The sequence below is a fragment of the Acinetobacter sp. YH12100 genome (assembly GCF_013419135.1).
GTDB classification, from domain to species: Bacteria; Pseudomonadota; Gammaproteobacteria; order Pseudomonadales; family Moraxellaceae; genus Acinetobacter; species Acinetobacter pseudolwoffii.
Window position 1 is genome coordinate 94,913 of record NZ_VPAQ01000012.1, and the last position, 25,930, is coordinate 120,842.

Below are 25,930 nucleotides of genomic sequence, written 5' to 3' on the forward strand. Positions count from 1 at the left end.
AATTGTTGGTTTCAAGGAATCTCGCATGGCAAAAACGGCTAGCACACCCGGTCGTCGCTTTATGAAACTTGCCGGAATGACCGCAAGTATTGCAGGTAAAACCCTATCCAATTCAATTAAAAATTTAACTGCCGACGAAGAGCAGAAAAATACTGCGCGCAGCAAATTATTTCAGGATATTGGTATACAAATCGCGGATACCTTGGGAGAAATGAAAGGCGCGGTCATGAAAGTTGGTCAGATCGCCTCGCAATATAAAGATATTTTTCCACCCGAAGTTGCCAAAGCCATTGCCAAATTGCAACGTCAGGCACCGCCCATGCCATTTAAGGACATTCAGGCGCAAATTGAAAAGGAACTCGGCAAACCTTTACAGCAATTATTCCAACAGTTTGGTGAACAGCCTTTTGCCGCTGCATCGATTGGTCAGGTACATAAAGCCACTTTACCCAATGGCCAGCAAGTGGTGGTCAAGGTGCAGTATCCGGGGGTCGATGAAGCCTGTGAAAGTGACCTGAAACAGGTACGTCTGGCGCTCCGCATGATGGGCGTTTTAAAGATTGACCGTAAACTTCAGGATCAGTTATTTAAAGAAATTCAGCATAGTCTGGACAATGAGCTCAACTATGAAATTGAAGCTCAGAACCTGGAAGTTGCCCGCGCTTTCCATGAGTCACTGGATCATAAAATTGTGATTCCACAGGTTTTTCATGAATATTCTTCACGGCATATTCTAACCTTGAGTCAGGAAATGGGAGAAAGTATTGAAACCGCCAGCACCTGGCCACAGGAAACCCGCAATGCCTTAGGGCGCCGTCTGCTGCGTGCGATTGGTCAGGAAATTTTTTATCTGAAACGCTTTCACTGTGACCCGCATCCGGGCAACTTTGCCTTTCGTGAAGATGGCTCTGTGATTGTTTATGATTATGGTGGCGTTAAGACTCTTTCGACTGAAGTGATTGGGCATTTCCGGGAACTTATTCATGCCGCACGCGAGAAGAATATTCCCGTGATCGAGCAACAGTTAGATGCGCTGCATTCCTTGACTGAAACCGGAAAATTCCCGACTGAATTGTATGAACAATGGCTGGAAGTTCTGATGCGTCCACTGGTCACCCATTATGATTTTGCTGAAAACTCGGCCCATCATGATGGCATGGAGTTGCTCAAACCTTCTCTAAAATATTGGGATGTGTTTAAGCCATCTCCAGATACGCTCATGGTGAACCGGACAATTTCAGGACAATACTGGAACCTGATTCATTTAAAAGTTCATGATGATCTGAGTGATGTATTTGAAGAACTGGTGCCGAGTCGAGGTTAATTTTGACCCCAAAGGCTTACACGCTGTAACTCTAGATAACTTGAAGTATTAAATGTTACGTTATAACATTTCATTAAGAATCATGAGGGAATTATATATGCGTCCAGATATTCATCCAGCGTATCGTGAAGTGTTATTTCATGACACCAATGCCGATACTTATTTTGTGATTGGCAGCACAATGAACTCTAGCCAGACTAAAGAATATAAGGGGAAAACATACCCTTATGTCACGCTTGATATTTCAAGTGCTTCTCATCCCTTCTATACTGGCGAGCAGCGTCAAACCAGCAATGAAGGTCGCGTGGCAAGCTTTAATAAACGTTTTGGCCGCTTTAAACGTGGCTAAAACTAAAAACCGTCGATTATCTTGATCTTCAAATCGTGGTTTATGTCAGGAAATAACCTCCAGTTTCCTGACTTTTTTATGTCTGTTTCAGCTTTGAGCCAAAGCCAGTGAAGTCAAGTAAAAACCCAGCGCCAGAACGATAATTCCAACAATTACACTCGACAGCGCATACAATAGAGCTAAACCTACGGCGCCATGTTTCAAAAGCTGAAAGCTTTCCAGACCAAAACTGGAAAATGTGGTAAATCCGCCCAGTATCCCCACCATTAAAAACAGACGTGCTTCCTGTTGCAGCATTGGATATTTTTGGCTACAGGCAAAAAAGATCCCTGCACATAAGCAGCCCAGAATATTGACCCACCACGTCGGCCAAGGAAATTGCATCTGTGGTTTTAGCAACCAGAGCCCTGCTGCATACCGTAAACTGGCACCCACTGCCCCGCCGATTGCCACCCAAAGCCAGCCCATATACGTTCCTATTCTATTTATTGATCCAGTTGATTTGATCCGGAATTTCAAATTAATTATGAATCATTTTCATGATTATCTTGAACTGAAAACTTATTAAATACCATGGAACTTCGCAAGAAAATTGCTATATTCATCGTATCGATTTTTTATTGATTGCAAAGGGAAAACAGCATGGCACAAGATTTATTGGCACAATTGGCCGCAGGTGAGGCAAAATTTGCAGATGTGATTGCCTATATCGAAGCGCGTTATACCCATACCCCGACTGCATTTAAAAATGGCCAGCAGAGCAATGCGACCACTGAAAACCAAGGCAGCGCCAAAGTTTTTGCCTTTGCACGACTCAATGGGCTGGATCAGACCCAAACCTTAAGCCTGTTTGCCGAGCACTATGCAGCTGTACAAACGACGCCTCAAACCAGCGATCATCCGAATATCCGCCAGTTTATGCAAAATGGCTGGGATGGCATTGCATTTGAAGGTCAGGCTTTAACTGCTAAATAAGCAGTTTATCAATATATAAAACCGCTCATAAAAGCGGTTTTATATAGGCATCTAAATAGCAAATTTTAATTTAGCTTTTCCCAACCGTTTCAATCCACTGAATTGAACTGACACGGAATACCTCACAGGCGCCATCACCGGTATCGGTCGGAGTTAAAGACGATGTCCAGACCAGATCTTTATCACGCACTTCAACCAGCTCACCCTGCATACGCACCAGATCACCACGTTTCACCTTTTTAATGGCCTTGGCAATTTCAGGATTGGCCGGAATGATATGCATATTGGACACCATCTGCTTGGCTTGTTCTACCGGCACGGGCACCCGATCCATTTTCCAGTTCAGATAACGGTCATATTGATTGACACTAATATGTCGGGCAATTTCAGGTTCAGCAAACAGCCCCCAACTCACCGCATAATCAATCGGAGAGAATTTGGCCTGTGGATCAGCGCTATAGACTTTGGAACCCAAAATACGGAAATCGCCTTTAAAAGGCTGCAAGACAGAAATTGACTGTCCTTTGACCACAGGTGGCAAACCTTTGGCAATATTGTGATCGACCGAGCTATAGCTGGAAATAGGCAGCAACAAACCGGCCAACAATGCATAATGTTTAAAGTGTTTGAACATCATTTTTAATCTAATCCTAATCGAGTTGATCAAACGTTTTAAGGATATCTTCCTTGATCTTACGTATTTTTTAATGAATAAACAGTTGAACTTGGTAACAAACTGGGTGTATTTAGTCAGCTTGGGCATTCCCGAATATTGTATTTTTCAGTTAAGCTAAAATACATTCAGATTAAATTAAAACAACCCAAATGCTGTATCAACTTTATCAACAACACATCTTTCCGCACCTTTTAAATCAGGTGATGCAAACGCCGTCCTTGATGGATTTACGCCGTGAATTGCTTTTGAACATTTCTGGTGAAGTACTGGAAATTGGTTTTGGTACAGGGCTGAATCTGCCTTTCTATCAAGAAGTAGATCTGGTCTATGCCGTAGAACCCAATCCGGCCATTTTCAAGCTGGCAGAACCGCGCATCCAGCAGGCTGCTTTTCAGGTTGAACATATTCAGGCCAGCGCAGAAGCATTGCCTTTTGCAGAACATAGTCTAGAACATGTGATCTCGACCTGGACGCTGTGTAGTATTGCTGACCTCGGCCAAAGTCTGCGTGAGATTTATCGTGTGCTACAACCGGGCGGTCACTTGCATGTGGTCGAACATGTGCTGAATCGACAAAATTTAAATATCCAGCGCCTGCAGCATTTACTCACCCCGATTCAGAAGAAAGTCGCAGATGGCTGTCATTTAAACCGGGATATTGAAACTGCCTTACTGGAAACTGGTTTTGAAATTGAAGAATTGAATTATATCAATGCCGCAGGGATTCCGAAGATTGGCCAGCGTATGCTGCTGGCTCGACTGCGTAAACCGCAAGGCTAATTTATTTTCGTTTTGCCGTTAATGTTGCTGCAACTGAGTCACACGCAGCAACTGACAATGGGCATGATATTCCGAGCCTGTACCCACCTGAAATTCCTGTCCCGTGCTTCCTGAATGTACTGTGACCAGATCACCGCTGAGTGTAATCTTCTGCCCTGATTTTAGCCTGCGAATCTGATTGGCAATTTTCTCGTTGGCAGCGATCAGACTAAAATGCCGGATATGCGTGCTGAGAAATTCAGCTTCAGCCTGGCTGATTTGTTCCTCGATTTGATAACAGCGTTTTGCTTGATCAAATGCTAATGTTGCCTGCATGGCTGGCAGTGACTGGCTGAGCAACAGCACATCGATATTACTGACATAGGCCAGATCATTAAAATGTCCAACCATAGGGCTGGCCTGATGCAAGACACGACGATTCGGTTTAACGAAACGTTTATCATGCACAGTAAATGTAGCTGAAATAGGTTGAATCGGCTCTACCGAAAAGTTTTTCAAGACACCTCGTTCTTCCAGATGTGGGATCGCACGAAAAAACTCATTCCAGACCCACAGTCCAAGCATAAACAGCAGCGCAGTGATCAGTAATTTCTGCATAATTTCTTATTCTTTCCTTGGTCGTGCTCAATCATCGAAATCAATCCGGATGGTTTCAAAACGCACCCGCCCTTCCTGAACTGCACGGGCAATCGCTTGCTGGCCTTTAGTCAGACGCGCTCCGCCACTTTTGATATCAATCAATACCACTTCAATATCCTCTGCTTCGCCTTCGCCGTCTCTGAAATCGGTATAGCCATCAAAGACCACATAATCGACAGGATCGCCCAGAAACTTGGCATCACTGGGCAGATATTGAAATTCCGGCATGATCGGTGCGAGCTGTTCCGCCATTTTGCCTTTCAGGACTGCCCTGCTGGTATTGACACTGCGTTTTTGCGCGGCGATCAATGCCTGCTGATGTTCTAGTTCCAGCTCGGCAATATACTGCTCATATTCAGCCTTGATGCGTCCATTGCGTGTCTGACTTAAAATAATGGTGGTCAGCACCACCCCGATACATGTGCCAATCAGCATGGCCATCCATATGGACATTCAATCTTCCTAATTTACTTTATTTTTTCAGCACAACATTCGACTGAAGTTGAAAACATCAGCCATTGGTACGCTTGAAAAGAATGATATGCTAGGCAGGAACAGAATAAAATCACCTTGAGTCATGAAAACAATTTTAGTTGCGAATCAGAAAGGCGGTTGTGGCAAAACCATGACAGCTATTAGTTTAGCGTCAGCACTCGCACAAAAAGGTTATAAGGTGGCGCTGGCCGATGCCGATAACCAGAAATCTGCATTGCAATGGCTCAAGCAACGTCCGGAACAGGCCATGCCGATTCAAAGTCTGGACTGGCGCAATCACAAATCCATTGGTGATGCACCGAAGCAGATTGAGTATCTGATCATTGATGCACCGGGAGCGTTGACTGAAGATCATGCCGAGCAGCTGATCAGTGAAGCGCATGCGATTATTATTCCGATCCAGCCTTCATTTTTTGATATTGATTCGACCCGCCGTTTTCTCAAGCATTTGCAGGACATTAAGCGGATTCGTAAAGGCAAGGTTGAAATTTTACTGTTGGCCAACCGTACCAAACCGAATGCAGCCAGTAATCAGGACATACAGCAGTTTTTTGACAAGATCGACCAGCAGCCGGTGGCCTGGATTTCAGAACGTGCACCTTATAGCCGTCTGGCTATGGAAGGTCTGTCAGTCTTTGATAAACCTCAAAAAATCTATCGGGAATTACAGGATCAATGGCAACCGGTGCTGAATGCCATTATCGATGATCCCAGTCAGTGGTTTTAAGCCAGTCCGCTGAATCCTAACACTGCTTTGGGAAAATAATCACGCTACTTACCAAGCCGTCATTTTCGATCGCTTTTTTTTCAGTTAATATGCCTGAACACGACCTAAAAAATGAGCCATTAAATTCAGTGCAACAGTACGCGCCTACATTACAAAAAGTCTTATTATTTGGATTGTTCTTTATCCTGATTTTTTTGAGTTTTCATATACTCAAATATTTCATCATCCCTGTAGTTTGGGCAGCGATTATCGCCTATATGACTTGGCCCTTGTATCAGTCGGTGTTACGCATGTGCGGCAATCGGCCAACGCTGAGTGCAACCGTGATGATTCTGGCCGTGATTCTGGTGTTTGGTCTGCCATTTATCTTCGCCATTTTTATGTTGCAGCATGAAGGTCGTAATCTGTATTTTGAATTGCAGCGACAGGTCTTTTCCGGTCATCTGGATGTACCGGATTTTATTCGTGGCCTTCCGATTGTCGGCAAGGAAATTAGCCGAACTTTAAATGAAATCAATACCGATCCAAACAGTATCGCGCTATCGATCTCGAGCTGGATTCAAGGTCATCTGAATTACGGCAAAGTGGTATTGAATGAAGTCAGTAAAAATATCTTTAAATTGTGTTTTGCGATACTTTCGCTGTTCTTTTTCTACCGTGATGGTCAGACCATTTTAAATCAGGTGCGTAAAGCTTTTGAGATGGTGGTCGGGCCACGTGTACATCATTATTTTTCTACCATTTCTGCCACTACACGTGCGGTGGTCTATGGCGTTGGTTTGACTGCAATTGCCCAGTCTTTATTGGCAGGTCTGAGTTATTTTGTCGCGGGTGTACCGAATCCGATGGTCTTGACCATTGTGACCTTTATTTTCGCCCTGATTCCTTTCGGCCCACCGGTGGCTTATAGTGCAGTATCACTGTGGCTCTTTTCACAGGGACAGACGATTGAGGCGATTGGGGTGATGGCTTGGGGCGTCTGTATTGTCAGTACGGCCGACAACGTAATTCGTCCACTGGTGATTTCTGGCGCAACACAAATTCCATTCCTGTTGATTATGTTTGGTGTTCTGGGCGGTATTGCCAGTTTTGGTCTGGTCGGCGTTTTCATTGGTCCAGTGATTCTTGCAGTCTTGCTGGCAATTTGGCGTGAATGGTTACATGAAAGTAATTTGAATGAACCTTTAATGATGCCTAAAGCCACCATGGCACATGACCTCGATCCGCAGACCGAGGACACACCGCCCAAAGCACCTTAAAGCACAGATTGAATCGACTTAAACAAAACAAAACATTTAAGTACTGATTCTATATAGAGCTTCTGATCTTGCTCTGTTTCAATAGATTTACAAAACAGAATAAAGATCAGGATGCCAATACCATGTCTTCATTGTTTAAAATTACGACACTTTGTGCGCTCAGTGCTGCACTTTTCACAGGTTGCGCCTCGACTTCTCCATCGAATGAACTGGTCAGAGCCGTGACTGTAAATGCAGTAACCGCTGAGGGGATAGGTCAAGAGATTGGCACCGTATTACTCAGTGACAGTCCAGCCGGTCTGGTGATACGTACCAACCTGAAACAGCTCCCTGCCGGTGAGCGAGGTTTCCATATTCACGAAAATGGTTCATGTGCACCCGCCATGAAAGATGGCAAGATGGGTGCAGCACTGGCTGCCGGTAGTCATTACAATCCGAACCAGTCCCCCAATCATGGTACGCCGGTGACCGGTCACCTCGGTGATTTGCCCACATTAAAAGTCAATACTGACGGTACTGCCCGTGTCACCCTGCTTGCACCACGTTTGAAACTGGCAGATCTTCAGGGTCGTGCCATTATGGTTCATGCCGGCGGCGACAACTATTCTGACACCCCCTTACCATTAGGTGGTGGTGGCGACCGCATTGCATGTGGTGTGATCTAAACAGATTAATGTAGATATAAAAAGAAAAAGACGGGCAATCTGCTCGTCTTTTTTCATGAAATTTTCTTTAGAGTTGGCATCTAAATAACTTTTTTACTATAGATCAGTTTATTGCCGGAAAACTTAAAGTTTTTTTTTGCAGTTATGCCATCAATAACAATATCGCGAAACTCAATAACCAACTGCTTTACTCGGTTATAACTCATTATAAATATTGAATATATTTTTATTTTTAAGATTTAATCTTCAATTTATATTGGGTACACTCAGGGTTAATTTAATTAAATCAGTATGTCTTATGAACATCAAAACTTTACGTCTGGTCGGTTTGTTTGAAGGGATTTCATTTCTGCTACTTTTATTTATCGCGATGCCCGTGAAATACATGATGGATAATCCGATCTTAGTGAAATATGTTGGTATGGGGCATGGCGTACTATTTGTGCTGTTTTTAGTGGTGTTATTTGCGGTCTGTGAAAAGCAAAAATGGTCGCTCAGCATGTTTTTGATGGGCCTGATCGCTTCAATTTTGCCATTTGGGCCATTTTTGTTTGATCTGAAATTAAAGAAACTAGAGCAGCCCGTCGCTGAGCTTCAATAGATATTAAAATCCTCTCTCCCTCTGAGAGAGTTAGAGAGAGGGTATAGCCTTCCTTTATAAAAGGAGGAGCTTTAAAACTCCCCTCTCACCTTCCGCTCAGAAATAATCTGCTTTAAGCTCAGACGCGGCAAAGTAAACCACAATGCAATCAAAATAAAAGATGCGATGCAATAGGCCCAAATATCATAGGCTTCATAAGCCATTCGAACTGCTTCAATCACCACGAAAAAGCTCAGCATCAGGATAATCGAAACCGTAGCAGCCACCGTACCTTTGGACACTTCAGAAGACATCAGTGCAAAACGGTACAGCACCGAGAAACTTACGCCTTCACCAAGGCTGATACAGGTGGTGCCGATAATCAGGCAATGCACAAAATAATCTGGAATAAACAGACCGAGTATTAATAAGCCTGTACCAAACAGCATCAATGGCACACCCAAGAGTACAGTTTTCCCCAGCGGCATTTTGTCGATGATTTTTAGCAAAACCAGATTACCGATAATCAAGCCGCCCAAAACCGGAAACTGCGCCAGACCATATTGCACGCTGCTGAATCCAAACTGCTCGACCAGAATTACAGGCGATAAGGCAATCCATAACATCAACGGCAGGCTGACCAAAGGTAGTGCCGCGGTCATAATCACAAAGCGTTTATTTTTTAAAACCTGTTTAAAGTCATCCAGAATATAGCTAAACGGCTGCTTCGGAACACTGACTTTCAGGTTTGGCATTTTGGCTTTCAGGCCAAACCAGCTTAAAAATGACAGAAATGCAATGCCGATAAAGCCCCAATGCCAGGAAATATGATCAATCATAAAGGCACCCAGTACCGGCCCGAGCAATGGCGCCAGTAAAGAAACATTGGCCATGAGTGCCATGACTTTGATGGCATCGCGCTCTTCGAAGCTTTCCTGAATGGCGGCATAACCTACGGCGGTAATAAAGGACAGTCCAAAGCCTTGTAAGAAACGCAGGAATAAAAAGCTTTCGATATTGGGTGTTAGTAAAATTGCCAGACAGCTAATTGTGAAAAATGCCACGCCGCCCAAGAGCACGGTTTTACGTCCAAGACGATCGGATAATGGCCCCAGGATCGCTGCAACAAATGCCCCACCTAACAGGAAAAAGGACATGGAGGATGGCGCCCATGAACTGCTTACCCCAAAATCACGGGTAATCGATAGCATGGCTGGTTGGATCAGGTCATTACAGATATAGACGGAAAATTCAAACAAGACCAGTGCCAGCGGGAACATGAGTGTGGCACGGGTCAGTTTTTGGGTTTGGATGTTTTGCATGGGAGTTTTTATTGTCACCCTGCTCGTTTAAGCAGGCTAAACTTTGTCTAAAATAGAAAGAGGAAATTTTAGCAGAGTCCTGTTTTTAAGTCCGTTCTCTTTTTTAATGACCTACTCAAAACAAATCAATGGAGGATACATTATTCATCTATATTCTAATAATTTATAAAAATCAAATAGACTCTACTGAGTTCCACTCTTGAAACCATTTTTCTTTTCTAGGATTTTCAAAATGAAGAATTTTTTCTACTAAGTCTATAATTAGTTGATCAATATCTTTTGCTATCGAAGATCCTAACTTTATTTTTGAAATACTTCCACTTTTTAATTGGTCACTACAGTCTAATCTAGAGTAATGATAGTTAGCCCTATCCATGATAAATTTATCAATATAATTAACATGTCCTTCTGTTGAAAAATGGTCTTGAGGAAAAAATTTTACTAAGCTCAGCCAACAGAATCTTAAAAACCAGATTAAGTCTTCATTACCTTTCATCATATTAAGAGCAATTTCGCTATCCCAATTGATATGACAGTTTAAATACACTTCTCTTTTCAAGTCAGGTAAAGAAAAAATAAAATTTTGATCTGCCTCTAATTCACTATCTTTCTCACGATACAATAATTTTTCTCGTAGGATTTTTTCTGATTTTCTTTTATCGTAATTGGTGTAAAACCTATTTAGATAGAATAATAAGAGTGAAGCTAAAAATCCTCCAATCACGCCAATTGTAGCGGCTGATATATTTGAGTCCATCAACTCCCCCCTCTTCCCAAAAGCAAAAAGCGCATCACTAAGATACGCTTTTAACCAAATTCTGACTAAAGATCAAACACTATTATGGGCAGGCTGCTTTCTGGAAGTTTCTGGTATTTGAACCACGTGCACACTGATATAACTTTTCAGCATTCTGCATTTTCCAGCTTTTCTGTTCTTTTTTGAAATGATAAATGGTCTGAACTGATTTGACCGAATCATCCAACAAACCTGTTTCAGTCACTTTCACCTGCCCAACGGTGGGTGACTCCACATTATTAAAAAACTGACGAATCTCGACTGTTGCCAGTTCATTACGTAAATCAGGCCTCATTTTAAGTACCTGATCCAAAGGTGTATCCGAAGAAGACTGCACTTTTGCAATCACCTGCTGGGTAGTGGTACAACCCGACATCATCATACCCAGACCTAAAGCTGTAACCGCTAATAACCGTAACATATCGTTTAACCCAGATTATCCTTATTATACAAATTTATCATGCCGCGCTTTTCAGCTTAACGCTATTTAGACTATGTAACCCCATTTACACAGCATTGACATCCTCACCTCCCTGAAACGGAGGTGATTCCTACTACTAGACGCTTATGCCCAAGCGCAAGTATGTTCTTAGCTGCATTTTCGTCCCTGTTATTGGAACTTCCGCATTCACACTCCCATACTATTATTCGCAAATCTGCTCTACCTTTCGGACTGCTAGAAGTGATCTCACCACAGCACGAACCTTGCGAAACAATGTTTCTCAGGTTGTGAATCTCTCACTTACTTCTTCAAAAATTGCCCCTGCGTTCTCGCATTTATACTTGAGCATTGTTTTGAATGCTGAAAAACCTGTATCTAAAACAGATTTTGCCATTTTAGTTTTTACAAGTTTACCCGCGCTCAGATCGCCAACAACAATCAGTGCATTTTCTCTCACAAGCATGGTACTTGCCTTATGCAAATGATCTTTACGACAATTGGCAATTTTAGCGTGTAATGCACGTACACGTTTTTTATTCTTGGCTCGTTGAGCAATACCTAATTTCTGTGCATATTTTCGATAGAACTTAGGATTTGAAATTACAGTACCATCAGAACAGGTGGCAACGTCTTTTAAACCTAGATCAATACCAATCGCTTTAGTTGCAGTAGGTTTATTTTGCTTAGATGAATCCACTACAAGGCATACATACCACCGTCCACGACTATCCTCAACGAATGAGCCTGTTCTCACGCTGTATTTACTTAATCCGTAACTATCCCATAACTTGAATTGATGCTTGCCGTACTGAACATATCCATCAGCATATTTGATTGCTACTTTCTTGAAAGGAATCCAACCAAGTGATCTTCTCGCTGACTTCTTATTGCTCACACGCCATTTCAGCTTTGCTTTCTTGAACTGTTTTCTTCGAGTGATTAACTCTTCTGTAACAGCCTGAATGGTTTGGCTATGTAGATTGCATTCTTTCGATGCGCCTTTGGTGTACTTGGCAACATCATAAGCTGATAGAAATTCACCTTTTCTTTTTAGATGTTTAAACCCTAAATCATTGACATAATTCCAGACAAAATTCACCTCAGATGCCAATTGGTCTAGCACCTTGCAATGTTTGTCTTTTATGCGTAATTTGAGTGTTTTCATGTGGTTATATTAACAATTTTTTCTCTATACCCTATGTGGGGCAATTCTTAAAACGACATCTTATGTCGTGTCGCTTATATCTCTGCTCTGAAGGACAGAGTTTTACGCTTCATTTGATAAAAAAAGCGCAACTTGCGATGCGCTTTTGTAAACTTTTAAAATCCGATCAGATTAAAGATCAAATAATTTACCCGGGTTCATAATGCCATTTGGATCGAACACTTGTTTCAGGGCTTTCATATATTCAATTTCTTCCGCAGAACGTGAATATTCAAGGTATGGCTTCTTGGTCATCCCTACGCCATGTTCGGCTGAAATTGAACCATCATATTTTTTCACGGTGTCAAAGACATACTTGTTTACTACCTGACATTTAGCGAAGAATTCATCCTTGCTTAAATCCGCTGGTTTCAAGATGTTCAAATGCAAGTTACCGTCACCGATATGACCGAACCAGCAAATTTCAAAGTCTGGATAGTTCTCTGCAACAATTGCATCAATTTCTTTAATAAATGCAGGAACGTGCGTGATCAATACTGAAATATCATTTTTGTATGGAATAAACGGTGCGATTGACTCAGAGATGTCTTCGCGTAAACGCCATAAGCTTTCGACTTGGTCCAGACTTTGGCTCAGAACGCCGTCCAGTACCCAACCTTGTTCCATACAATGCTCAAAAATTTCCATCGCCTTGTCCATAATCGGCTCAAACGGCGCTTCAAACTCAAGCAAAACATAAAATGGACATTCAGTTTCAAATGGACGTTGTACATGACCATTGGCCAATACTTTTTGCATTGCCAGTTCACCGAAAAACTCGAATGCGGTTAAATCAATTTTCGCCTGGAATGCATGAAGCACGGGCATGACTGCATCAAAATCAGTGACACCCAGCACCATCACTTGCAGGTCTTGCGGTTGACGTTCAAGCTTGATTTCTGCTTCAGTGACTAGCCCCAGTGTACCTTCACCACCAATGAATAAGTGTTGCAGCGCATAACCGGTTGCATTCTTGATCATGCCTTTGTTCAGACGCAGTACATCACCTTTACCGGTCACTACCGTCAGGCCAAGTATCCAGTTACGGGTCATACCATATTTAATGACTTTAATACCGCCGGCATTGGTACCAATGTTCCCGCCAATTTGTGATGAACCCGCAGAAGCAAAGTCAACCGGGTAATACATGCCCTGTTCTTCAGCATAATTTTGCAGTTGTTCAGTCACTACACCCGCTTGCACACGTACCATACGGTCTGCCGGGAAAAACTCCAGAATCTGGTTCATCTTGTCCATGCTGACCACGATCTCGCCATCAGCAGCCACGGCACCGGCTGAAAGGCCAGTACGACCACCCGATGGAGTCACGGCAACATTGAACTGATTGGCAAGCTTCACAATTGCTTGAACCTGTTCAGTTGTTGATGGGAAAACGATGACCGATGGGTTTGGATCAAAGTGCTTAGTATGATCGCGACCCCAATTCTGGAGGCTGTCCGTATCGGTTTTAATACGGTTTTCACCCACAATTGCAGTTAATTGGGTCAATAACTCAGGGGTTAAAGCGACTGGAGCATTCATCGTTTGCAGACCTAGCATGATTTAAACAAGAGAGACTTCGCTGGTTTATTTGCATATTTTTTAGGCATAAAAACCTGTACACAAATCAGGCGAAACATGATGATTAAAGCACCAAAAATGGCAGCTTAAACAGCATGGCGCAATATTATAAGCTATTTTTTGGGGTTTCCCGCGAAAAATGACAATTTTGATAATATACCTTTGAAAATACAGATTTAATTCAACCAGAATTAGCAGCATTGTTCATATATCTACTCAAAATACCTGAGGTGACTGTCATCAAGGAAATGTATAACCGCCCTTTTCCTGTGCTATTATACCGCGACTAAATTTGGCCTTTGTAGCGGAGCCGTAATGAGCCAACATCTATCTCTACCTAAAGATAAAATCCGTTTTCTATTGTTAGAAGGCGTTCACCAGAACGCAATCGATACATTGAATGCAGCTGGATACACCAACATCGACTATCGTAAAACAGCGCTCGAAGGCGAAGCGTTGAAAGAAGCGATTAAAGATGCTCACTTCGTCGGTATTCGTTCCCGTACTCAACTGACTGAAGAAGTATTTGAAGCTGCGAACAAACTGATTGCAGTAGGTTGTTTCTGTATCGGGACCAACCAGGTGAACCTTGATGCTGCGATGCGTCGCGGTATTCCGGTATTTAACGCCCCTTACTCAAATACCCGTTCGGTTGCTGAACTGGTATTGGCAGAAACGATTCTGCTTCTGCGCCGTGTACCTGAAAAATCAACAGATACACATGCAGGTGGCTGGAACAAGTCGGCTGTCGGTTCATTCGAAACACGTGGTAAAACTTTAGGTATCGTAGGTTACGGTTCAATCGGTTCACAACTTTCTGTACTGGCGGAAAGCCTGGGCATGAAAGTAACCTATTATGATGCGGTGACCAAGTTACCTTTAGGTAATGCACGTCAGGTCGGCTCTATGGGCGAATTACTTGCCAATGCAGACGTAGTAACGTTACACGTTCCAGATCTGCCATCTACCCGTAACTTCTTTGGCAAAGAACAGTTTGCACAAATGAAAGAAGGTTCAATCTTCCTGAATGCGGCACGTGGTACATGTGTCGTAATTGAAGATCTGGCAGATGCGATCAAGTCTGGTCACATTGCTGGTGCTGCAGTAGACGTATTCCCGAAAGAGCCGAAAGCCAATGGTGAAGAATTCGTTTCTCCACTGCGTAACCTTCCAAACGTGATCCTGACTCCACACGTGGGTGGTTCGACCATGGAGGCACAAGCCAACATCGGTCTGGAAGTTGCTGAGAAATTCGTTGCCTATTCAGATAAAGGTATGACTTTATCTGCAGTGAACTTCCCGGAAATTGCGCTGCCATTGACTGAAGGTAAACACCGTTTACTGCACATTCATAAAAACATGCCGGGCGTTCTTTCTAAGATCAACAACCTGTTTGCTGAACACGGTATTAACATCTCTGGCCAGTCTTTAATGACCAAAGGTGATGTCGGTTACCTGGTGATGGACGTAGACGCGACTGCATCTAAAGAAGCACTCGATACCCTACATGAAGTTGAAGGAACAATCCGCGTACGCGTACTGTTCTAATTTAACGATATGCAAGAACCACAGCTTTCGGGCTGTGGTTTTTTGTTTTTTAAGGTTTTTATTTTTCAGCCTTTACTGTTCTTCCGCTCTTCGAGAAATCGAAACCTATTGAGTTATGCTGAATTTTAAAATTGCACCTATTGTACAAGCGCCACTGATTCTCCTGATCGCGATGATCAGTATGCAAAGCAGTGGCTCCTTTGCCAAATATCTGTTCGGTCAGTTTCCCATTCTGACCGTTTCAGCCATGCGTCTGCTTTTGGGTGCTGTAATTTTGGCATTGATTTTTAAAATTTGGCAAATTCATTTCAAACAGGTGAAATGGTTAGCAATTATGAGCTATGGCTTAGCTCTGGCTGGCATGAACTTATTGTTTTATCTGTCTATTGATCGCTTGCCGCTGGGCATTGCGGTTGCTTTTGAATTCATTGGCCCTTTAAGTGTGGCGCTGTTTTATGCGCGGCAAAAATTTGATTTTGTCTGGGTCGGATTGGCTATTTTAGGCCTGATTCTGCTGTTTCCCTTTGATCAGGCTGCACAGCCACTTGATCCGGTCGGGATTCTATTTGCCCTAAGTGCGGGTGCCTGTTGGGCGCTATACATCGTCGCTGGGCAAAAGCCTTCCGGGGTTTCCGGCAACCATACTGTGTGCTTGGGCATGTTGGTCGGGATGCTGGTGCTGATGCCAATTGCGCTTTTTGCTGGCATTCCTGCGCATACATTTGAACCCATCAGCCTGTTATATTTCATGGCTCTGGCTGTGCTGGCCAGCGCCCTGCCTTTTACCCTGGAAATGATTGCCCTGCGAAATTTAACCGCCTTGAGTTTTGGTACATTGATGAGTCTGGAACCTGCAATCGCAGCACTCTCTGGTTTTATCTTCCTGGGTGAAACTTTATTGTGGACACAATGGCTGGCACTGGCCACGATTATTAGTGCTTCAATTGGCTGTACGGTGACCAGTCAAAGACGAAAACATTGAATAAAAATAAAGGCGCTATAGCGCCTTTATTTAAGATAGCTTTATTAGAATCATTTTAACGTGGTGTTGCGTCTTTAATCGCCGTATTTAATACCGTGGCTGCTGTCACATTATAGCCATCACATGCAAAAGCAAGCTGATCATAAGTGTATTCTGTCCATTTGATCATTAAAGGACTGGCATCATTTTCCTTTAATTTGTCTAAAGCCACTTTTCGTGATTGGGCAACATAATCGTTGTGATCAATATGTTCTCCATGTTCCGAGAACGCACTGTTATAAATTCCTCCTTGATATTCGATCGCACCAAAATATTTGTAATATTGCATAGCAGCATCTTTATATTCTGCCTTTTTATATTTCAAGCCAGCCATGGTGTCATCTAGAATAATTTTTGCCAGCTCCTGGACAGACATTTGTGCCTGCCAATCAGCCAGCGTGCGATAGTCAGTTTTTGTTTCCGGATCAAATTCAATATATTCTTCTTCCGGATGTTCAGCCTGAAGACGGAAACATTTAGATCCATTCGGGAATGTGCGCGCCTTCTGCAAATCAATAAAATTGGCTGCAAACTCATTATAATATTTACGGTCAGCGGCTGTCGTATTATCACTATTAAATAACACTCTGGTTGCAGCATCCTCATACATTTTCACCACAGCAATATTGGTACGTTCAGTTAATGCTTTTCCTGACAGGTCGTACCACTCTATATGCCGATGATTACTGATGTTGTTCTCCGGTATGGTCACAGGACGACTCTTAAATTGAGTGGTCGTATTTTCCAGTACTTTTTCCAGCTTATAGCCGAATGCTCTACGGGTCCGATCTGCAGGAAATACCCCTTTGGCGGTGACATAAGTCGGGAACACCATGTTCTCCTCAATATTATAGCCAAATCCTAAAAACTATAGAACAATAGAGATATGGGATATTCAAAAGATTTTAAAGACAAAGTCATAGAAATTATGATTCGAGATGAAATGTCTGTGCGAAAAGCAGCACAGCATTTTAACATCTGTATACAGACAATTCAGAACTGGAAAAAATCCACTACAAACAAACCTATTCCTGGCCGTCCAGCTAAAATTAGCAGAGAGCAAATATTGAAGGATGTTGAACAATATCCTGATGATTATCAGTATGAGCGAGCTGAACGTTTAGGAGTAAGCACTCATGCGGTATTTAATGCGTTACATGCCGCAGGAATATCGCGTAAAAAAAGACGTTAAAGCATCCTAAAGCAGATCAAAATCAACGTCAGCAATTTCAAAATCTCATAGAGTGTTTAGAAGGGAAATTGCCTCTGATTTACATAGATGAAAGTGGTTTTCAAAGTGAAAGTACCAGAACCCATAGTTATAGCCTTCAAGGAACACGTGCTGAAGGTAAATTTAACTGGCAGTTGAAGAATTGCAGTAATGCGATCGGTGCAATCATTGAAAATAGATTACTGACAGTTGGTGTGTTTAATTGTTCAGTGAACACAGAAGTATTTGAATGTTGGATTGAACAGGATTTATTACCTAAGTTGAAAGAAAGCAGTGTTTTGATTATGGACAATGCGACCTTTCACAAAGGGAAAAGACTTCAGGAGTTGGTACGTTGTGCAGGCCATTACATTGTGTGGCTTCCTAGATATAGTCCAGATTTAAATCCAATAGAAAATATGTGGTCGCGAGTCAAGGCAATTCGAAATAAGTTTAGAGTTAAAGATATTGATAAATTATTTAAAGATTACTGTAATGATTTATTTGGTATTTAGCTATATATTCAGTATCCACGACACTGTTATCATCCGCATATAATATGCCGTCAGTAATTTTATTTTTATGACTGGCCAATAGAAGTTTTTTCGACTCCATGTCTGCTGCATCAGCATTCGGCAAGTTGAACTGATAGTTGTAGAATTCCGACACTGTGTCTGATGCTCCATCACCCGGGGTTCCAGGATTGTTCGGATTACCTGGATTGGTCGGAGCCGGTTGGCTAGGGACTGGTGTATTATTATCCGAATTATCAGAGCTACCACATGCTGCAAGCATACAGCCCAAAATGGCGCAAGAAAGTATTCGTAATTTCATTATTATCTACCTTATTATTTTCATTGTTATTTTAATGCTGCCCCGAATTGGGATCTAAGATATTTTAATAAATATAAAAATAAGATCAAATTAAAAATTGATTAATTTGTAACCACACCTGAGGTAAGTTTAATTTTGAATTTAAAACTTCACATATTTGATTGAGCTAAAATGTAAATTGATTATCTCCAAACTTAAGTTGCATTCACAAAATATTGCTCTGGCCTACTCAGCAAAAATCAACCAGTTTGCTATAATTTCATTTCTTTCTATTTCTCATTTTCACCCGCTCTGGGTAGAAGCTGCTTCCATGCCAAACGCCCAACTTCTTGCCGTATTCTTCATGGTCTTGTCCATGACTTCGTACCAGATCAGTGCATCTTTTGCCAAACAGCTGTTTAGTGTACTGGATCCGATTACTGTCACCATTTTAAGACTCTGTTTTGCTGCAATCATTGTCTGCGTCATGTTCCGCTCTTGGAAAATAATTTCACGTTTGCCTTTTTTAAAATGGCGGGATTTACTCTGCTATAGCGCGACTTTAGGGGTCATGAATATTTTATTCTATCTGTCACTTGGTCGTTTACCGCAGGGCATTGCAGTAGGTCTGGAGTTTATTGGCCCTTTGGGCCTAGCTCTACTGTCGATTAAACACCGTAGTGATTATATCTGGGTATTGATGGCCATTTTGGGCATCGCGCTGATGGTGCCATGGGGACAGGCCAATAGCAGTAATTTCGACCTGTTGGGCGCAGCTTGTGCCTTGGGGGCAGGTTTCTGCTGGGCATTATATATTTTCTTTGGTCAACGTGTGGTTCAGCAGAATATCGGCATGCATGCACTGACCATTGCCATCAGTATTTCAGCATTGTGTCTGCTGCCGATCGGTCTCTACAACAATGCGCCCGCATTGATTGATACACAACATTGGGGCAAGGCCATTGTGATTGCAATTCTGGCCACCGCGATTCCTTATGCCCTCGATTTAAAAGCCTTACAGCATTTAAACAAAATGAGCTATGGCACCCTGTCCAGCCTCTCTCCGGCTTTAGCAGCTTTGACCGGTTTTCTGTTATTGGGTGAGAAAATCACGGTACTGCAAGCGGTCGCTCTGGTGTGTATTATGCTGGCCTCTGTCGGTGTGACAGTACGTGCCGCGCGTCAAGGAGCTGCAGAGCGGAGTGCATAAAGCCTGATTGGGATCTGGGCAACTGACTCAATATTTTCATTCATTCTTGTGCTTTCTTCATTTGGAAGAAATACCTCAAAGAAATGAATCCGGATAAAAAGATGGCTGTAGCGCCATCTTTTTTATTTATTTGATTTGAAGTTAAAATTTAGCTTTGTACCAGCATATCTTTTTTCATGTCTTTATAACGTTGATATTCAGTCTTGTACTGCACTGCTAAAGCGGTCTTTTGCTCTTCACCGAGAATTTTACCCGCCTGCTGGAAGAAACCATGTTCCTCTTCTTTTAAGTGGTGATGCACTTTTTCGGAAAGCTTTTTGGCAATTGCAATCCAGCCCGGATTACTCAATTCTGTTGCAGTCAGCTCTTCAATCATCTCGTCCATTTCATGATGTTCGGCCAAGGCATGCCGGGTGATATTCAAGCCCGAATCGGTCATCATCAGGGGAATATAGAAATAACGGTCTTCAGCCGCTTCATGGGCAAATAATTCATTCTTGAGTTGTTTGAACAGCTCACGACGTTCTGCTGTATCCCCTGAAGTTTGTAGTAATTTTTCTGCAAGATCACGCTGAATTTCATGACTTTCTCTTAATGCTTCAAAAATGGTGGTCATCTAATTTTTCTCCTGTTTTCGCCCTGCCTTTTTACATCATAGAAAGAAAATGGCATGGGTTCAGGAGGTTTTATAAGTACAAATTGTATAAAAAACTTTAATATTGAGAATGGTTTACATCTATTCTTATATAAAGAACATCTGATAGGCCATCCGGCAAATCAGTAAACTGACCAGAATCAGGAATAAAATCCGGATAAAGCCACTGCCATATTTAAAGGCTAATTTGACACCCAGCAAGGAACCACAGATATTGGCCACCGCCATCATCGCCCCGACCATAAATAGCACATTGCCGCTGGGAATAAAGAAAGTTAACGCTGCCAGATTGGTGGTGAAATTGGCAATTTTAGATAAAGCTGAAGCATGTAAAAAATCGACACTTAAATAACGAATGAAAAAGAAAATAAAGAAACTGCCCGTACCCGGCCCGAAAATTCCGTCATAAAATCCGATGGCCAGACTGCCCAAAACTGCCAATGCCAACATTTTCTTGGTGAGCTTTTGCTGAACATGCACCTGACCAAACTGCTTTTTCATCACGGTATAAATCGCGATGACAATCAGCATGATCAATACAAAAGGTTTGAGGATTTCGACCGGAATCAAGGTGACACTGGCCGCGCCAATAAACGAGCTGATGAAACTGCAAGCTGCAATCACGCCCAAGAGCAACCACGGCAGTTTTACCTGACGCAAATAGGAAAATGCCGCAGAGCCAGTACCAAAAATCGAGGCCAGTTTGTTGGTACCAAATACGGTAGCCGGCTGTAAATGCGGCAGACTGCCCATAATTGCCGGAATCTGGATCAGACCACCACCGCCTACAGCAGCATCAATTGCCCCTGCAAAAAATGCAAAGACAATCAGGCTGATGATGATCTCAATATCCATATTTCAGACCTTGCTTAGAGGTTTAAGACGCGTTTTGGCAACAGGCGTTTTTTATCACTAATTTCCGCCAGGCCTAAACATTTTTCACCATCAAAAACCAAGACCTGTTCAGCTGCATCGTGCTCGATATTACTTTCCATGCCACGGCTAAAATATTCTGCCCGCCCTTCTGGCACTTGGATTTGCGGGAAATGTTGCACCGGTGCATAAGCCGGCAACAACAACCTATCACGCTCGTCTTCATTCAAGCTTTCCAGATATTCAATGGTATAACTCGGGATCAAATCAAAATGACCGGTTTTAATGCGGTGTAAATAGGTCAGATGACCGTAAGTACCCAAGGCTTTGGCAATATCTTCACCGAGTACCCGGATATAAGTCCCTTTAGAGCAGGTAATATCCAGCGTGATGCTATTTTCAGTAAAGGATAAAAGCTCAATGGCCAGAATGCTAATCGGGCGCGCTTCACGTTCAATCTCGATGCCCTTACGTGCCAGTTCGTATAAAGGACGACCTTCTTTTTTCAGCGCCGAATACATCGGTGGCACTTGCTGGATATCACCGATAAACTGTGTCAAGGTTTCTTGAATTAACGCTTCCGAAAGTTCAGGAACCGCTTTTTCTAATAAGACTTCGCCTTCAACATCGCCGGTGGTGGTGCTATGTCCAAGAAAGACCGTCGTTTGATAACGCTTGACTGAATCTAATAAATAATGCGAAAACTTGGTCGCCTCACCTAAACATATCGGTAATAAACCCGAGGCCAGAGGATCCAGTGCCCCGGTATGGCCTGCTTTTTGTGCACGATACAACCAGCGAACTTTTTGCAATGCAGCATTAGAACTAATGCCCAAGGGTTTATTCAAAAGGAAGACACCACTAAGATGACGACGCTGAATTTTAGGAGATGATGCTTTCATGGCAAAAAATCAGACATTTTATAAATTGGCGCCATGGTAAGACCCTGTGCGATGATTTACAACTTTTCTATGGTATCTGATGATTTTTATGGCATATTCAGCTGAATCAAAACTCTAAAAATAATGAAACCGAAAAAACAGGTGCATAGGATATGCAGAAATACAAAATATGGATCATTCTGGCTCTGGTGGTGCTGTGCTTTATCACCCTGATGCTCTGGCTATCTCCTCAGAATGAATCACAGACAGAGACTATTGGCCAATCACCTCTTAGTGAACGCCGCGGCGAACCTGCCGCATTAAGTATGACCAGCCCTGCCAATGCAGCGTTTTCCAGTGCCAGCCAGCAAGATACCGAAATCAATTGCCAGATGCAGCTGGATGCGAGTAACCGTCTGACCGTCAATGAACAGACTCGAAACTGTTTTGAATATTTTATTACCCAGTTTGGTGAAAAAAATCTGGCGCAGATTCAAAAGGATTTTAAAACTTACATTCGCCAGAATCATAAAGAACCCGCTCTCTCACAAATTCTGGATTTATGGGATCGCTATATTCAGTATCGTCAAGGTTTAGGCCAACTGACTGCACCGACAGGCCTCGATCAGGAAGATCCGGCCTATTACCGCAGCATCTATAGCAGCACCCAGAATTTGCGTAAACAATATTTTTCTAATTATGAAATTGAAGGTTTATTTGGTACCGAAGACACCTATCATGAATATACGCTTGACCGTATGGCCGTGCTGGCAGACAACAGCTTAAGCGAGTCTGAAAAAGCCCAGAAGCTCAAAAATCTGTTTGAACAATTGCCACAAGACTGGCAGGAAAATCTGGAACAACTGAATAAACTCGAAGATTTACGCAAACTCAGCGCAGACATTAAAGCGCGTGGTGGCTCAAATGCAGAGATTCGTCAAATGCGATTAAACCTGGTCGGCCCTGAAGCCACGCAACGTCTGGAGCAACTGGATGGCGAACGTGCCAGCTGGAAATCCAGTGTCACGACGTATCTCAATGAACGGGATAGCATCATGCAAAGTGGCATGAGTGACAGCGCCAAACAGCAAGCCGTCGAGAAGCTGCGCCAGCAACGTTTTCAACAGCCGAATGACCAGCTGCGGGTCGAAACCTTTGAACAGATTCATGATCAAGGCGGCAAGTTGCCCTTTGCGAATTAAGCCTAAAAGCCATCACCTGTTGATGGCTTTTTTTATGATCCTCATATCGAAAGCTTTATGCCTTCATATCTCCCGCCCTAACTTTGTTTCTAAATATTTCTTGTTTACACAAAATAACCGTAATGAGTGTTTTGTATTTCAACAACTTAAAATTTAAATACAGCCGTAAATAAAACATATTCTTACAATGTAAATCTCTTCTCTCTGTCGTGTCCTAAAATGACATGGTTTTAGCGCGTTGAAGTGAAAAAATACCGCTACTCAAAAGAAAAATTGCTCAGCCATAGAAGGCCAAAACTGTATGGTCCAAAGTCTGCTTTTGTGGCTTATAACACTCTAGAAAAGCAATGATTGCTTTAATAACGATAAAATTAAAAAGGGATGCTTATGCGTACTTTCAGCAAGACAGCACAGTTACTGACTGTGACTTTAGCAACAACTCTGGGATTAAGCTTTTCTGCACAGGCCCATGCCGCGGCAAGTGCGACACAGGTCACTGAAAAGGCCAGATCTGATTATGCCAAAACCAAATATCCTATTCTGATGGTACATGGCTGGCTAGGCTGGTCACGCATTGGCACCGACAGCATCGGGCTGGATTACTGGTATCAGATTCTACCGGATATGGCACGCAATGGTTCTACCGTCTTTGCTGCACAGTTGTCTCCGGCAAATAAGACAGCACATCGCGGTGAACAGCTGATCAGCCAGGTTGAAGATGTGATAGCAATCACCGGCAAACACAAAGTCAACCTGATTGGTCACTCTCATGGCGGGCCAACCGTGCTCTATGTCGCTGCCACTAAACCAGAATATCTGGCATCGATTACAGGCGTTGCTGGTACCTATCATGGTTCTAAAGTTGCTGACGATATTCAAAGCAATAGTTTAAGCCGCACCGCGTTTAATATTTTAGGTGACTATATTGTGGGACCTTTAATTGCACTCGCTCAGCTTAAACCTGAATTAGAAATCGATTTTGATGCATCCATGAAATCATTAACCCAAACAGAATCAAAAAACTTTAATGCAACTGTTGCAAAAGAAGCAGTCAAAGACGGCGTTTTAGCAGCGACTGAGAACTGTAATAAAAACCTCAAACCTAAAGATTCTAAAGGTATTTATTACTATTCATGGACAGGTGTAGCACAAGCCACCAATGCCTTAGACATTGATACGATTTTAATGCAACTGGGCCCACTGTCTTATGGCAATAAAAACAATGATGGTATGGTCGCACGTTGTAGTGCTTATATGGGCAAAGTGATTAATGACAATTACAAACTCAACCATACTGACTTGGCCAACATGATGTTTGGCTTGAAAGGTCTATTCGCCCCGGATCCGGTGACGTTATACCGTCAGCATGCCAACCGCTTAAAGCTGCAAGGTTTGTAAGTGGCTCGCCTTTATCAGGATTGATAAAGGCTTTGCTATATAAGCGGTCATCATTTTCCCGGATGAAGCAGAGATAGAATAATGAGAATAATAAGCCTGGTATTCAGTCTATTTATTGGATTCAGTTGTTCCTTGGCTTATGCCAAGCAGAGTCCATTGATTGAATATACACCCAAATTCGCTATATCCAGCTACACCAAAACCCATTATCCGCTCATCTTTGTCCATGGCTTCGGTCTGGGCTTTAACCGCATTGGAACCGATAACATCGGTTTAGATTATTGGTATCAGATCCCGCAAGATTTAGCCCGTCATGGTGCGCGTGTATTTTCCGCGGAATTATCTGCGGTTGCATCCAATGAACTACGTGGTGAACAGCTGTTACTACAAATTGACGAAGTTCTTGCACTGACGGGTAAAGCTAAAGTCAATCTGATTGGACATAGTCAAGGTGGACCAACCATTCAATATATTGAAGCTGTTGCACCTGCCAAAGTGGCTTCACTGACCGCAATTGCAGGTGCGATGAAAGGCACACCTGTTTTTGTCAATGCCAGCCAGACACCTTTACTAGAACCGCTGATTCATGCCATTGGAACAATTCTGGGCTACAGCATGAATCTGGTAACAGCAAATCAATATCCCGTAAATATCACAGCCGCCTTAAGTGCCATGCATCCTGAAGACATTCGAGCCTTCAATATAAAATACGGTTCTGCTGCGATTCCTAAAGACTGTCAGACCCAAGGCATAAAGATCACAGCCAATGGCATTCATCATTACTCCTGGATGGGCAACCGGCAAACCACCAATCCTCTGGATATCATTGAATCGACTATTGTCAGTTTAGGCGGGACTTTCTTGAAAGGTGAAGCCAACGATGGCGCTCTACCTTTATGTAGTGGACGTTATGGTCAGATCATTCGTCAGGACTATGCCCACAATCATTTCGATGAAGTGAACCAGTTCTTCGGCATTTTAGGGCCTTTTGCCCAAGACCCGATAGCACTCTATCGCCAACATGCCAACCGGCTCAAACTGCAAGGCTTATAAATCATTCAATGTTATCCATCAATCATAATTTTTAAATACAGCAACTTAAAACCTAACTCGCCCGTTTCGGGTGGGAGAGAGGTGGATCAGGAAATTTGAACAACACTTATAAGTGATATTTTGCTTCCCAAATGATGTTATAAACATCAATATATGGAGTATTTTATGACACGTAGACCAAGAAGAAATCATTCAAATGACTTTAAAGCTAAGGTAGCACTTGCTGCGATTAAAGCAGAAAAAACACTTGCTG

At 42.7% G+C, this 25,930-nt stretch carries 29 protein-coding genes and 1 pseudogene; 16 read left to right on the forward strand and 14 right to left on the reverse strand.

Going from position 1 to position 25,930, the window contains the following annotated elements:
• The first annotated feature begins 25 nt into the window (after positions 1-25).
• Both FTU40_RS09975 and FTU40_RS09980 read left to right on the forward strand, forming a co-directional pair.
• A complete protein-coding gene (locus tag FTU40_RS09975; protein WP_180040682.1) occupies positions 26-1,324 on the forward strand; it encodes an AarF/ABC1/UbiB kinase family protein in 1,299 nt (432 codons plus the stop codon).
• A gap of 97 nt (positions 1,325-1,421) precedes the next feature.
• A complete protein-coding gene (locus FTU40_RS09980) occupies positions 1,422-1,673 on the forward strand; it encodes a type B 50S ribosomal protein L31 (RefSeq protein ID WP_180040684.1) in 252 nt (83 codons plus the stop codon).
• Positions 1,674-1,760: 87 nt separating this feature from the next.
• Here FTU40_RS09980 and crcB read toward each other — a convergent pair whose 3' ends face one another.
• Positions 1,761-2,141 carry a fluoride efflux transporter CrcB gene (crcB, locus tag FTU40_RS09985; protein ID WP_004281556.1) on the reverse strand — a complete coding sequence of 127 codons (381 nt, stop codon included), beginning with the start codon at positions 2,139-2,141 and terminating at the stop codon, positions 1,761-1,763.
• Between the two features lie 174 nt (positions 2,142-2,315).
• On the opposite strand from crcB, the gene FTU40_RS09990 reads away from it, so the two are divergent.
• A complete protein-coding gene (locus tag FTU40_RS09990; RefSeq protein WP_180040686.1) occupies positions 2,316-2,648 on the forward strand; it encodes a HopJ type III effector protein in 333 nt (110 codons plus the stop codon).
• A 70-nt stretch (positions 2,649-2,718) separates the two neighbouring features.
• Here the strand turns inward: FTU40_RS09990 and FTU40_RS09995 are convergent, their stop codons facing one another.
• Positions 2,719-3,282: a hypothetical protein gene (locus tag FTU40_RS09995; RefSeq protein ID WP_180040709.1), complete on the reverse strand. Its 564-nt coding sequence runs from the start codon at positions 3,280-3,282 to the stop codon at positions 2,719-2,721.
• 191 nt (positions 3,283-3,473) lie between these two features.
• Here FTU40_RS09995 and FTU40_RS10000 point away from each other — a divergent pair, with 191 nt between their 5' ends.
• Positions 3,474-4,103 carry a class I SAM-dependent methyltransferase gene (locus tag FTU40_RS10000; protein WP_100357832.1) on the forward strand — a complete coding sequence of 210 codons (630 nt, stop codon included), beginning with the start codon at positions 3,474-3,476 and terminating at the stop codon, positions 4,101-4,103.
• Between the two features lie 18 nt (positions 4,104-4,121).
• Here FTU40_RS10000 and FTU40_RS10005 read toward each other — a convergent pair whose 3' ends face one another.
• The gene (locus tag FTU40_RS10005; RefSeq protein WP_100357833.1) at positions 4,122-4,700 is read right to left on the reverse strand and encodes a hypothetical protein; all 579 of its coding nucleotides are present in this window, start codon (positions 4,698-4,700) and stop codon (positions 4,122-4,124) included.
• Positions 4,701-4,727: 27 nt separating this feature from the next.
• Complete coding sequence (locus FTU40_RS10010; RefSeq protein ID WP_005094229.1) at positions 4,728-5,195, reverse strand: Holliday junction resolvase-like protein; 468 nt, start codon at positions 5,193-5,195, stop codon at positions 4,728-4,730.
• A gap of 124 nt (positions 5,196-5,319) precedes the next feature.
• Between FTU40_RS10010 and FTU40_RS10015 the strand changes: the two genes are divergently transcribed.
• The 4 genes from FTU40_RS10015 to FTU40_RS10030 all read left to right on the forward strand — a co-directional run bounded on the left by FTU40_RS10015 (position 5,320) and on the right by FTU40_RS10030 (position 8,489).
• On the forward strand, positions 5,320-5,964 hold the full coding sequence (locus FTU40_RS10015; RefSeq protein ID WP_005094230.1) for a ParA family protein: 645 nt from the start codon (positions 5,320-5,322) through the stop codon (positions 5,962-5,964).
• Positions 5,965-6,092: 128 nt separating this feature from the next.
• Positions 6,093-7,223: an AI-2E family transporter gene (locus FTU40_RS10020; RefSeq protein ID WP_373683703.1), complete on the forward strand. Its 1,131-nt coding sequence runs from the start codon at positions 6,093-6,095 to the stop codon at positions 7,221-7,223.
• A 122-nt stretch (positions 7,224-7,345) separates the two neighbouring features.
• A complete protein-coding gene (gene sodC, locus FTU40_RS10025; protein ID WP_180040688.1) occupies positions 7,346-7,888 on the forward strand; it encodes a superoxide dismutase family protein in 543 nt (180 codons plus the stop codon).
• Positions 7,889-8,186: 298 nt separating this feature from the next.
• Entirely contained in the window at positions 8,187-8,489 is a 303-nt protein-coding gene (locus FTU40_RS10030) for a DUF3817 domain-containing protein (RefSeq protein WP_005094233.1), read from the forward strand.
• A gap of 71 nt (positions 8,490-8,560) precedes the next feature.
• On the opposite strand, the gene FTU40_RS10035 is transcribed toward FTU40_RS10030, so the two are convergent.
• The 5 genes and pseudogenes from FTU40_RS10035 to FTU40_RS10055 form a co-directional block, all read right to left on the reverse strand.
• Entirely contained in the window at positions 8,561-9,790 is a 1,230-nt protein-coding gene (locus FTU40_RS10035; protein ID WP_005168783.1) for an MFS transporter, read from the reverse strand.
• Between the two features lie 172 nt (positions 9,791-9,962).
• Positions 9,963-10,547, reverse strand: coding sequence for a hypothetical protein (locus FTU40_RS10040; protein WP_074383601.1), 585 nt, complete (start codon positions 10,545-10,547; stop codon positions 9,963-9,965).
• Positions 10,548-10,629: 82 nt separating this feature from the next.
• Positions 10,630-11,007: a hypothetical protein gene (locus tag FTU40_RS10045; protein WP_005094245.1), complete on the reverse strand. Its 378-nt coding sequence runs from the start codon at positions 11,005-11,007 to the stop codon at positions 10,630-10,632.
• A 104-nt stretch (positions 11,008-11,111) separates the two neighbouring features.
• Positions 11,112-12,193, reverse strand: a pseudogene (locus FTU40_RS10050) (RNA-guided endonuclease InsQ/TnpB family protein).
• Positions 12,194-12,364: 171 nt separating this feature from the next.
• Positions 12,365-13,774 carry an FAD-binding oxidoreductase gene (locus FTU40_RS10055; protein ID WP_180040689.1) on the reverse strand — a complete coding sequence of 470 codons (1,410 nt, stop codon included), beginning with the start codon at positions 13,772-13,774 and terminating at the stop codon, positions 12,365-12,367.
• A 354-nt stretch (positions 13,775-14,128) separates the two neighbouring features.
• Between FTU40_RS10055 and serA the strand changes: the two genes are divergently transcribed.
• Positions 14,129-15,361 (forward strand): phosphoglycerate dehydrogenase, encoded by a 1,233-nt coding sequence (gene serA / locus FTU40_RS10060; RefSeq protein WP_074383602.1) that lies wholly within the window; start codon positions 14,129-14,131, stop codon positions 15,359-15,361.
• A gap of 115 nt (positions 15,362-15,476) precedes the next feature.
• Positions 15,477-16,343, forward strand: a complete 867-nt coding sequence (locus tag FTU40_RS10065; RefSeq protein ID WP_074383603.1) for an EamA family transporter — start codon at positions 15,477-15,479, stop codon at positions 16,341-16,343.
• A gap of 55 nt (positions 16,344-16,398) precedes the next feature.
• Here the strand turns inward: FTU40_RS10065 and FTU40_RS10070 are convergent, their stop codons facing one another.
• Complete coding sequence (locus FTU40_RS10070) at positions 16,399-17,217, reverse strand: hypothetical protein (protein ID WP_257223535.1); 819 nt, start codon at positions 17,215-17,217, stop codon at positions 16,399-16,401.
• Between the two features lie 51 nt (positions 17,218-17,268).
• Here FTU40_RS10070 and FTU40_RS10075 point away from each other — a divergent pair, with 51 nt between their 5' ends.
• Positions 17,269-17,574: an IS630 transposase-related protein gene (locus FTU40_RS10075; protein ID WP_087547287.1), complete on the forward strand. Its 306-nt coding sequence runs from the start codon at positions 17,269-17,271 to the stop codon at positions 17,572-17,574.
• A gap of 47 nt (positions 17,575-17,621) precedes the next feature.
• Complete coding sequence (locus FTU40_RS10080; RefSeq protein ID WP_225554184.1) at positions 17,622-18,107, forward strand: transposase; 486 nt, start codon at positions 17,622-17,624, stop codon at positions 18,105-18,107.
• Here FTU40_RS10080 and FTU40_RS10085 read toward each other — a convergent pair.
• Positions 18,073-18,426 carry a hypothetical protein gene (locus FTU40_RS10085; RefSeq protein WP_257223536.1) on the reverse strand — a complete coding sequence of 118 codons (354 nt, stop codon included), beginning with the start codon at positions 18,424-18,426 and terminating at the stop codon, positions 18,073-18,075. The two genes, FTU40_RS10080 and FTU40_RS10085, sit on opposite strands and share 35 nt — an antisense overlap.
• 310 nt (positions 18,427-18,736) lie before the next feature.
• Between FTU40_RS10085 and FTU40_RS10090 the strand changes: the two genes are divergently transcribed.
• The gene (locus FTU40_RS10090; RefSeq protein ID WP_180040691.1) at positions 18,737-19,615 is read left to right on the forward strand and encodes a DMT family transporter; all 879 of its coding nucleotides are present in this window, start codon (positions 18,737-18,739) and stop codon (positions 19,613-19,615) included.
• Positions 19,616-19,763: 148 nt separating this feature from the next.
• Here FTU40_RS10090 and FTU40_RS10095 read toward each other — a convergent pair whose 3' ends face one another.
• From FTU40_RS10095 to truB, 3 genes are all read right to left on the reverse strand, one after another.
• Positions 19,764-20,231 carry a hemerythrin domain-containing protein gene (locus tag FTU40_RS10095; RefSeq protein WP_180040693.1) on the reverse strand — a complete coding sequence of 156 codons (468 nt, stop codon included), beginning with the start codon at positions 20,229-20,231 and terminating at the stop codon, positions 19,764-19,766.
• A gap of 126 nt (positions 20,232-20,357) precedes the next feature.
• The gene (locus FTU40_RS10100) at positions 20,358-21,125 is read right to left on the reverse strand and encodes a TSUP family transporter (RefSeq protein WP_100358174.1); all 768 of its coding nucleotides are present in this window, start codon (positions 21,123-21,125) and stop codon (positions 20,358-20,360) included.
• Positions 21,126-21,139: 14 nt separating this feature from the next.
• Complete coding sequence (truB, locus tag FTU40_RS10105) at positions 21,140-22,045, reverse strand: tRNA pseudouridine(55) synthase TruB (protein ID WP_180040695.1); 906 nt, start codon at positions 22,043-22,045, stop codon at positions 21,140-21,142.
• A gap of 152 nt (positions 22,046-22,197) precedes the next feature.
• On the opposite strand from truB, the gene FTU40_RS10110 reads away from it, so the two are divergent.
• The 3 genes from FTU40_RS10110 (at position 22,198) to FTU40_RS10120 (ending at position 25,677) form a co-directional block, all read left to right on the forward strand.
• Complete coding sequence (locus FTU40_RS10110; protein ID WP_180040697.1) at positions 22,198-23,226, forward strand: lipase secretion chaperone; 1,029 nt, start codon at positions 22,198-22,200, stop codon at positions 23,224-23,226.
• A 387-nt stretch (positions 23,227-23,613) separates the two neighbouring features.
• A complete protein-coding gene (locus FTU40_RS10115; RefSeq protein WP_005094261.1) occupies positions 23,614-24,624 on the forward strand; it encodes a triacylglycerol lipase in 1,011 nt (336 codons plus the stop codon).
• Positions 24,625-24,705: 81 nt separating this feature from the next.
• Complete coding sequence (locus FTU40_RS10120; protein WP_180040699.1) at positions 24,706-25,677, forward strand: triacylglycerol lipase; 972 nt, start codon at positions 24,706-24,708, stop codon at positions 25,675-25,677.
• Positions 25,678-25,930: the final 253 nt, after the last annotated feature.

Bases quoted from the DNA above. Each gene is read 5' to 3' on its own strand.
- FTU40_RS10065 (WP_074383603.1), top strand. From the start codon at position 15,477: ATGCTGAATTTTAAAATTGCACCTATTGTACAAGCGCCACTGATTCTC.
- FTU40_RS10085 (WP_257223536.1), bottom strand. From the start codon at position 18,426: ATGAAATTACGAATACTTTCTTGCGCCATTTTGGGCTGTATGCTTGCA.
- FTU40_RS10075 (WP_087547287.1), top strand. From the start codon at position 17,269: ATGGGATATTCAAAAGATTTTAAAGACAAAGTCATAGAAATTATGATT.
- FTU40_RS09990 (WP_180040686.1), top strand. From the start codon at position 2,316: ATGGCACAAGATTTATTGGCACAATTGGCCGCAGGTGAGGCAAAATTT.
- FTU40_RS10120 (WP_180040699.1), top strand. From the start codon at position 24,706: ATGAGAATAATAAGCCTGGTATTCAGTCTATTTATTGGATTCAGTTGT.
- FTU40_RS10095 (WP_180040693.1), bottom strand. From the start codon at position 20,231: ATGACCACCATTTTTGAAGCATTAAGAGAAAGTCATGAAATTCAGCGT.
- crcB (WP_004281556.1), bottom strand. From the start codon at position 2,141: ATGGGCTGGCTTTGGGTGGCAATCGGCGGGGCAGTGGGTGCCAGTTTA.
- FTU40_RS10015 (WP_005094230.1), top strand. From the start codon at position 5,320: ATGAAAACAATTTTAGTTGCGAATCAGAAAGGCGGTTGTGGCAAAACC.
- FTU40_RS10055 (WP_180040689.1), bottom strand. From the start codon at position 13,774: ATGAATGCTCCAGTCGCTTTAACCCCTGAGTTATTGACCCAATTAACT.
- FTU40_RS10030 (WP_005094233.1), top strand. From the start codon at position 8,187: ATGAACATCAAAACTTTACGTCTGGTCGGTTTGTTTGAAGGGATTTCA.
- FTU40_RS10110 (WP_180040697.1), top strand. From the start codon at position 22,198: ATGCAGAAATACAAAATATGGATCATTCTGGCTCTGGTGGTGCTGTGC.
- FTU40_RS09980 (WP_180040684.1), top strand. From the start codon at position 1,422: ATGCGTCCAGATATTCATCCAGCGTATCGTGAAGTGTTATTTCATGAC.
- FTU40_RS10035 (WP_005168783.1), bottom strand. From the start codon at position 9,790: ATGCAAAACATCCAAACCCAAAAACTGACCCGTGCCACACTCATGTTC.
- serA (WP_074383602.1), top strand. From the start codon at position 14,129: ATGAGCCAACATCTATCTCTACCTAAAGATAAAATCCGTTTTCTATTG.
- FTU40_RS10115 (WP_005094261.1), top strand. From the start codon at position 23,614: ATGCGTACTTTCAGCAAGACAGCACAGTTACTGACTGTGACTTTAGCA.
- FTU40_RS10070 (WP_257223535.1), bottom strand. From the start codon at position 17,217: ATGGTGTTCCCGACTTATGTCACCGCCAAAGGGGTATTTCCTGCAGAT.
- FTU40_RS10045 (WP_005094245.1), bottom strand. From the start codon at position 11,007: ATGTTACGGTTATTAGCGGTTACAGCTTTAGGTCTGGGTATGATGATG.
- FTU40_RS10010 (WP_005094229.1), bottom strand. From the start codon at position 5,195: ATGTCCATATGGATGGCCATGCTGATTGGCACATGTATCGGGGTGGTG.
- FTU40_RS10090 (WP_180040691.1), top strand. From the start codon at position 18,737: ATGCCAAACGCCCAACTTCTTGCCGTATTCTTCATGGTCTTGTCCATG.
- truB (WP_180040695.1), bottom strand. From the start codon at position 22,045: ATGAAAGCATCATCTCCTAAAATTCAGCGTCGTCATCTTAGTGGTGTC.
- FTU40_RS09975 (WP_180040682.1), top strand. From the start codon at position 26: ATGGCAAAAACGGCTAGCACACCCGGTCGTCGCTTTATGAAACTTGCC.
- FTU40_RS09995 (WP_180040709.1), bottom strand. From the start codon at position 3,282: ATGTTCAAACACTTTAAACATTATGCATTGTTGGCCGGTTTGTTGCTG.
- FTU40_RS10005 (WP_100357833.1), bottom strand. From the start codon at position 4,700: ATGCAGAAATTACTGATCACTGCGCTGCTGTTTATGCTTGGACTGTGG.
- FTU40_RS10100 (WP_100358174.1), bottom strand. From the start codon at position 21,125: ATGGATATTGAGATCATCATCAGCCTGATTGTCTTTGCATTTTTTGCA.
- FTU40_RS10000 (WP_100357832.1), top strand. From the start codon at position 3,474: ATGCTGTATCAACTTTATCAACAACACATCTTTCCGCACCTTTTAAAT.
- FTU40_RS10040 (WP_074383601.1), bottom strand. From the start codon at position 10,547: ATGGACTCAAATATATCAGCCGCTACAATTGGCGTGATTGGAGGATTT.
- sodC (WP_180040688.1), top strand. From the start codon at position 7,346: ATGTCTTCATTGTTTAAAATTACGACACTTTGTGCGCTCAGTGCTGCA.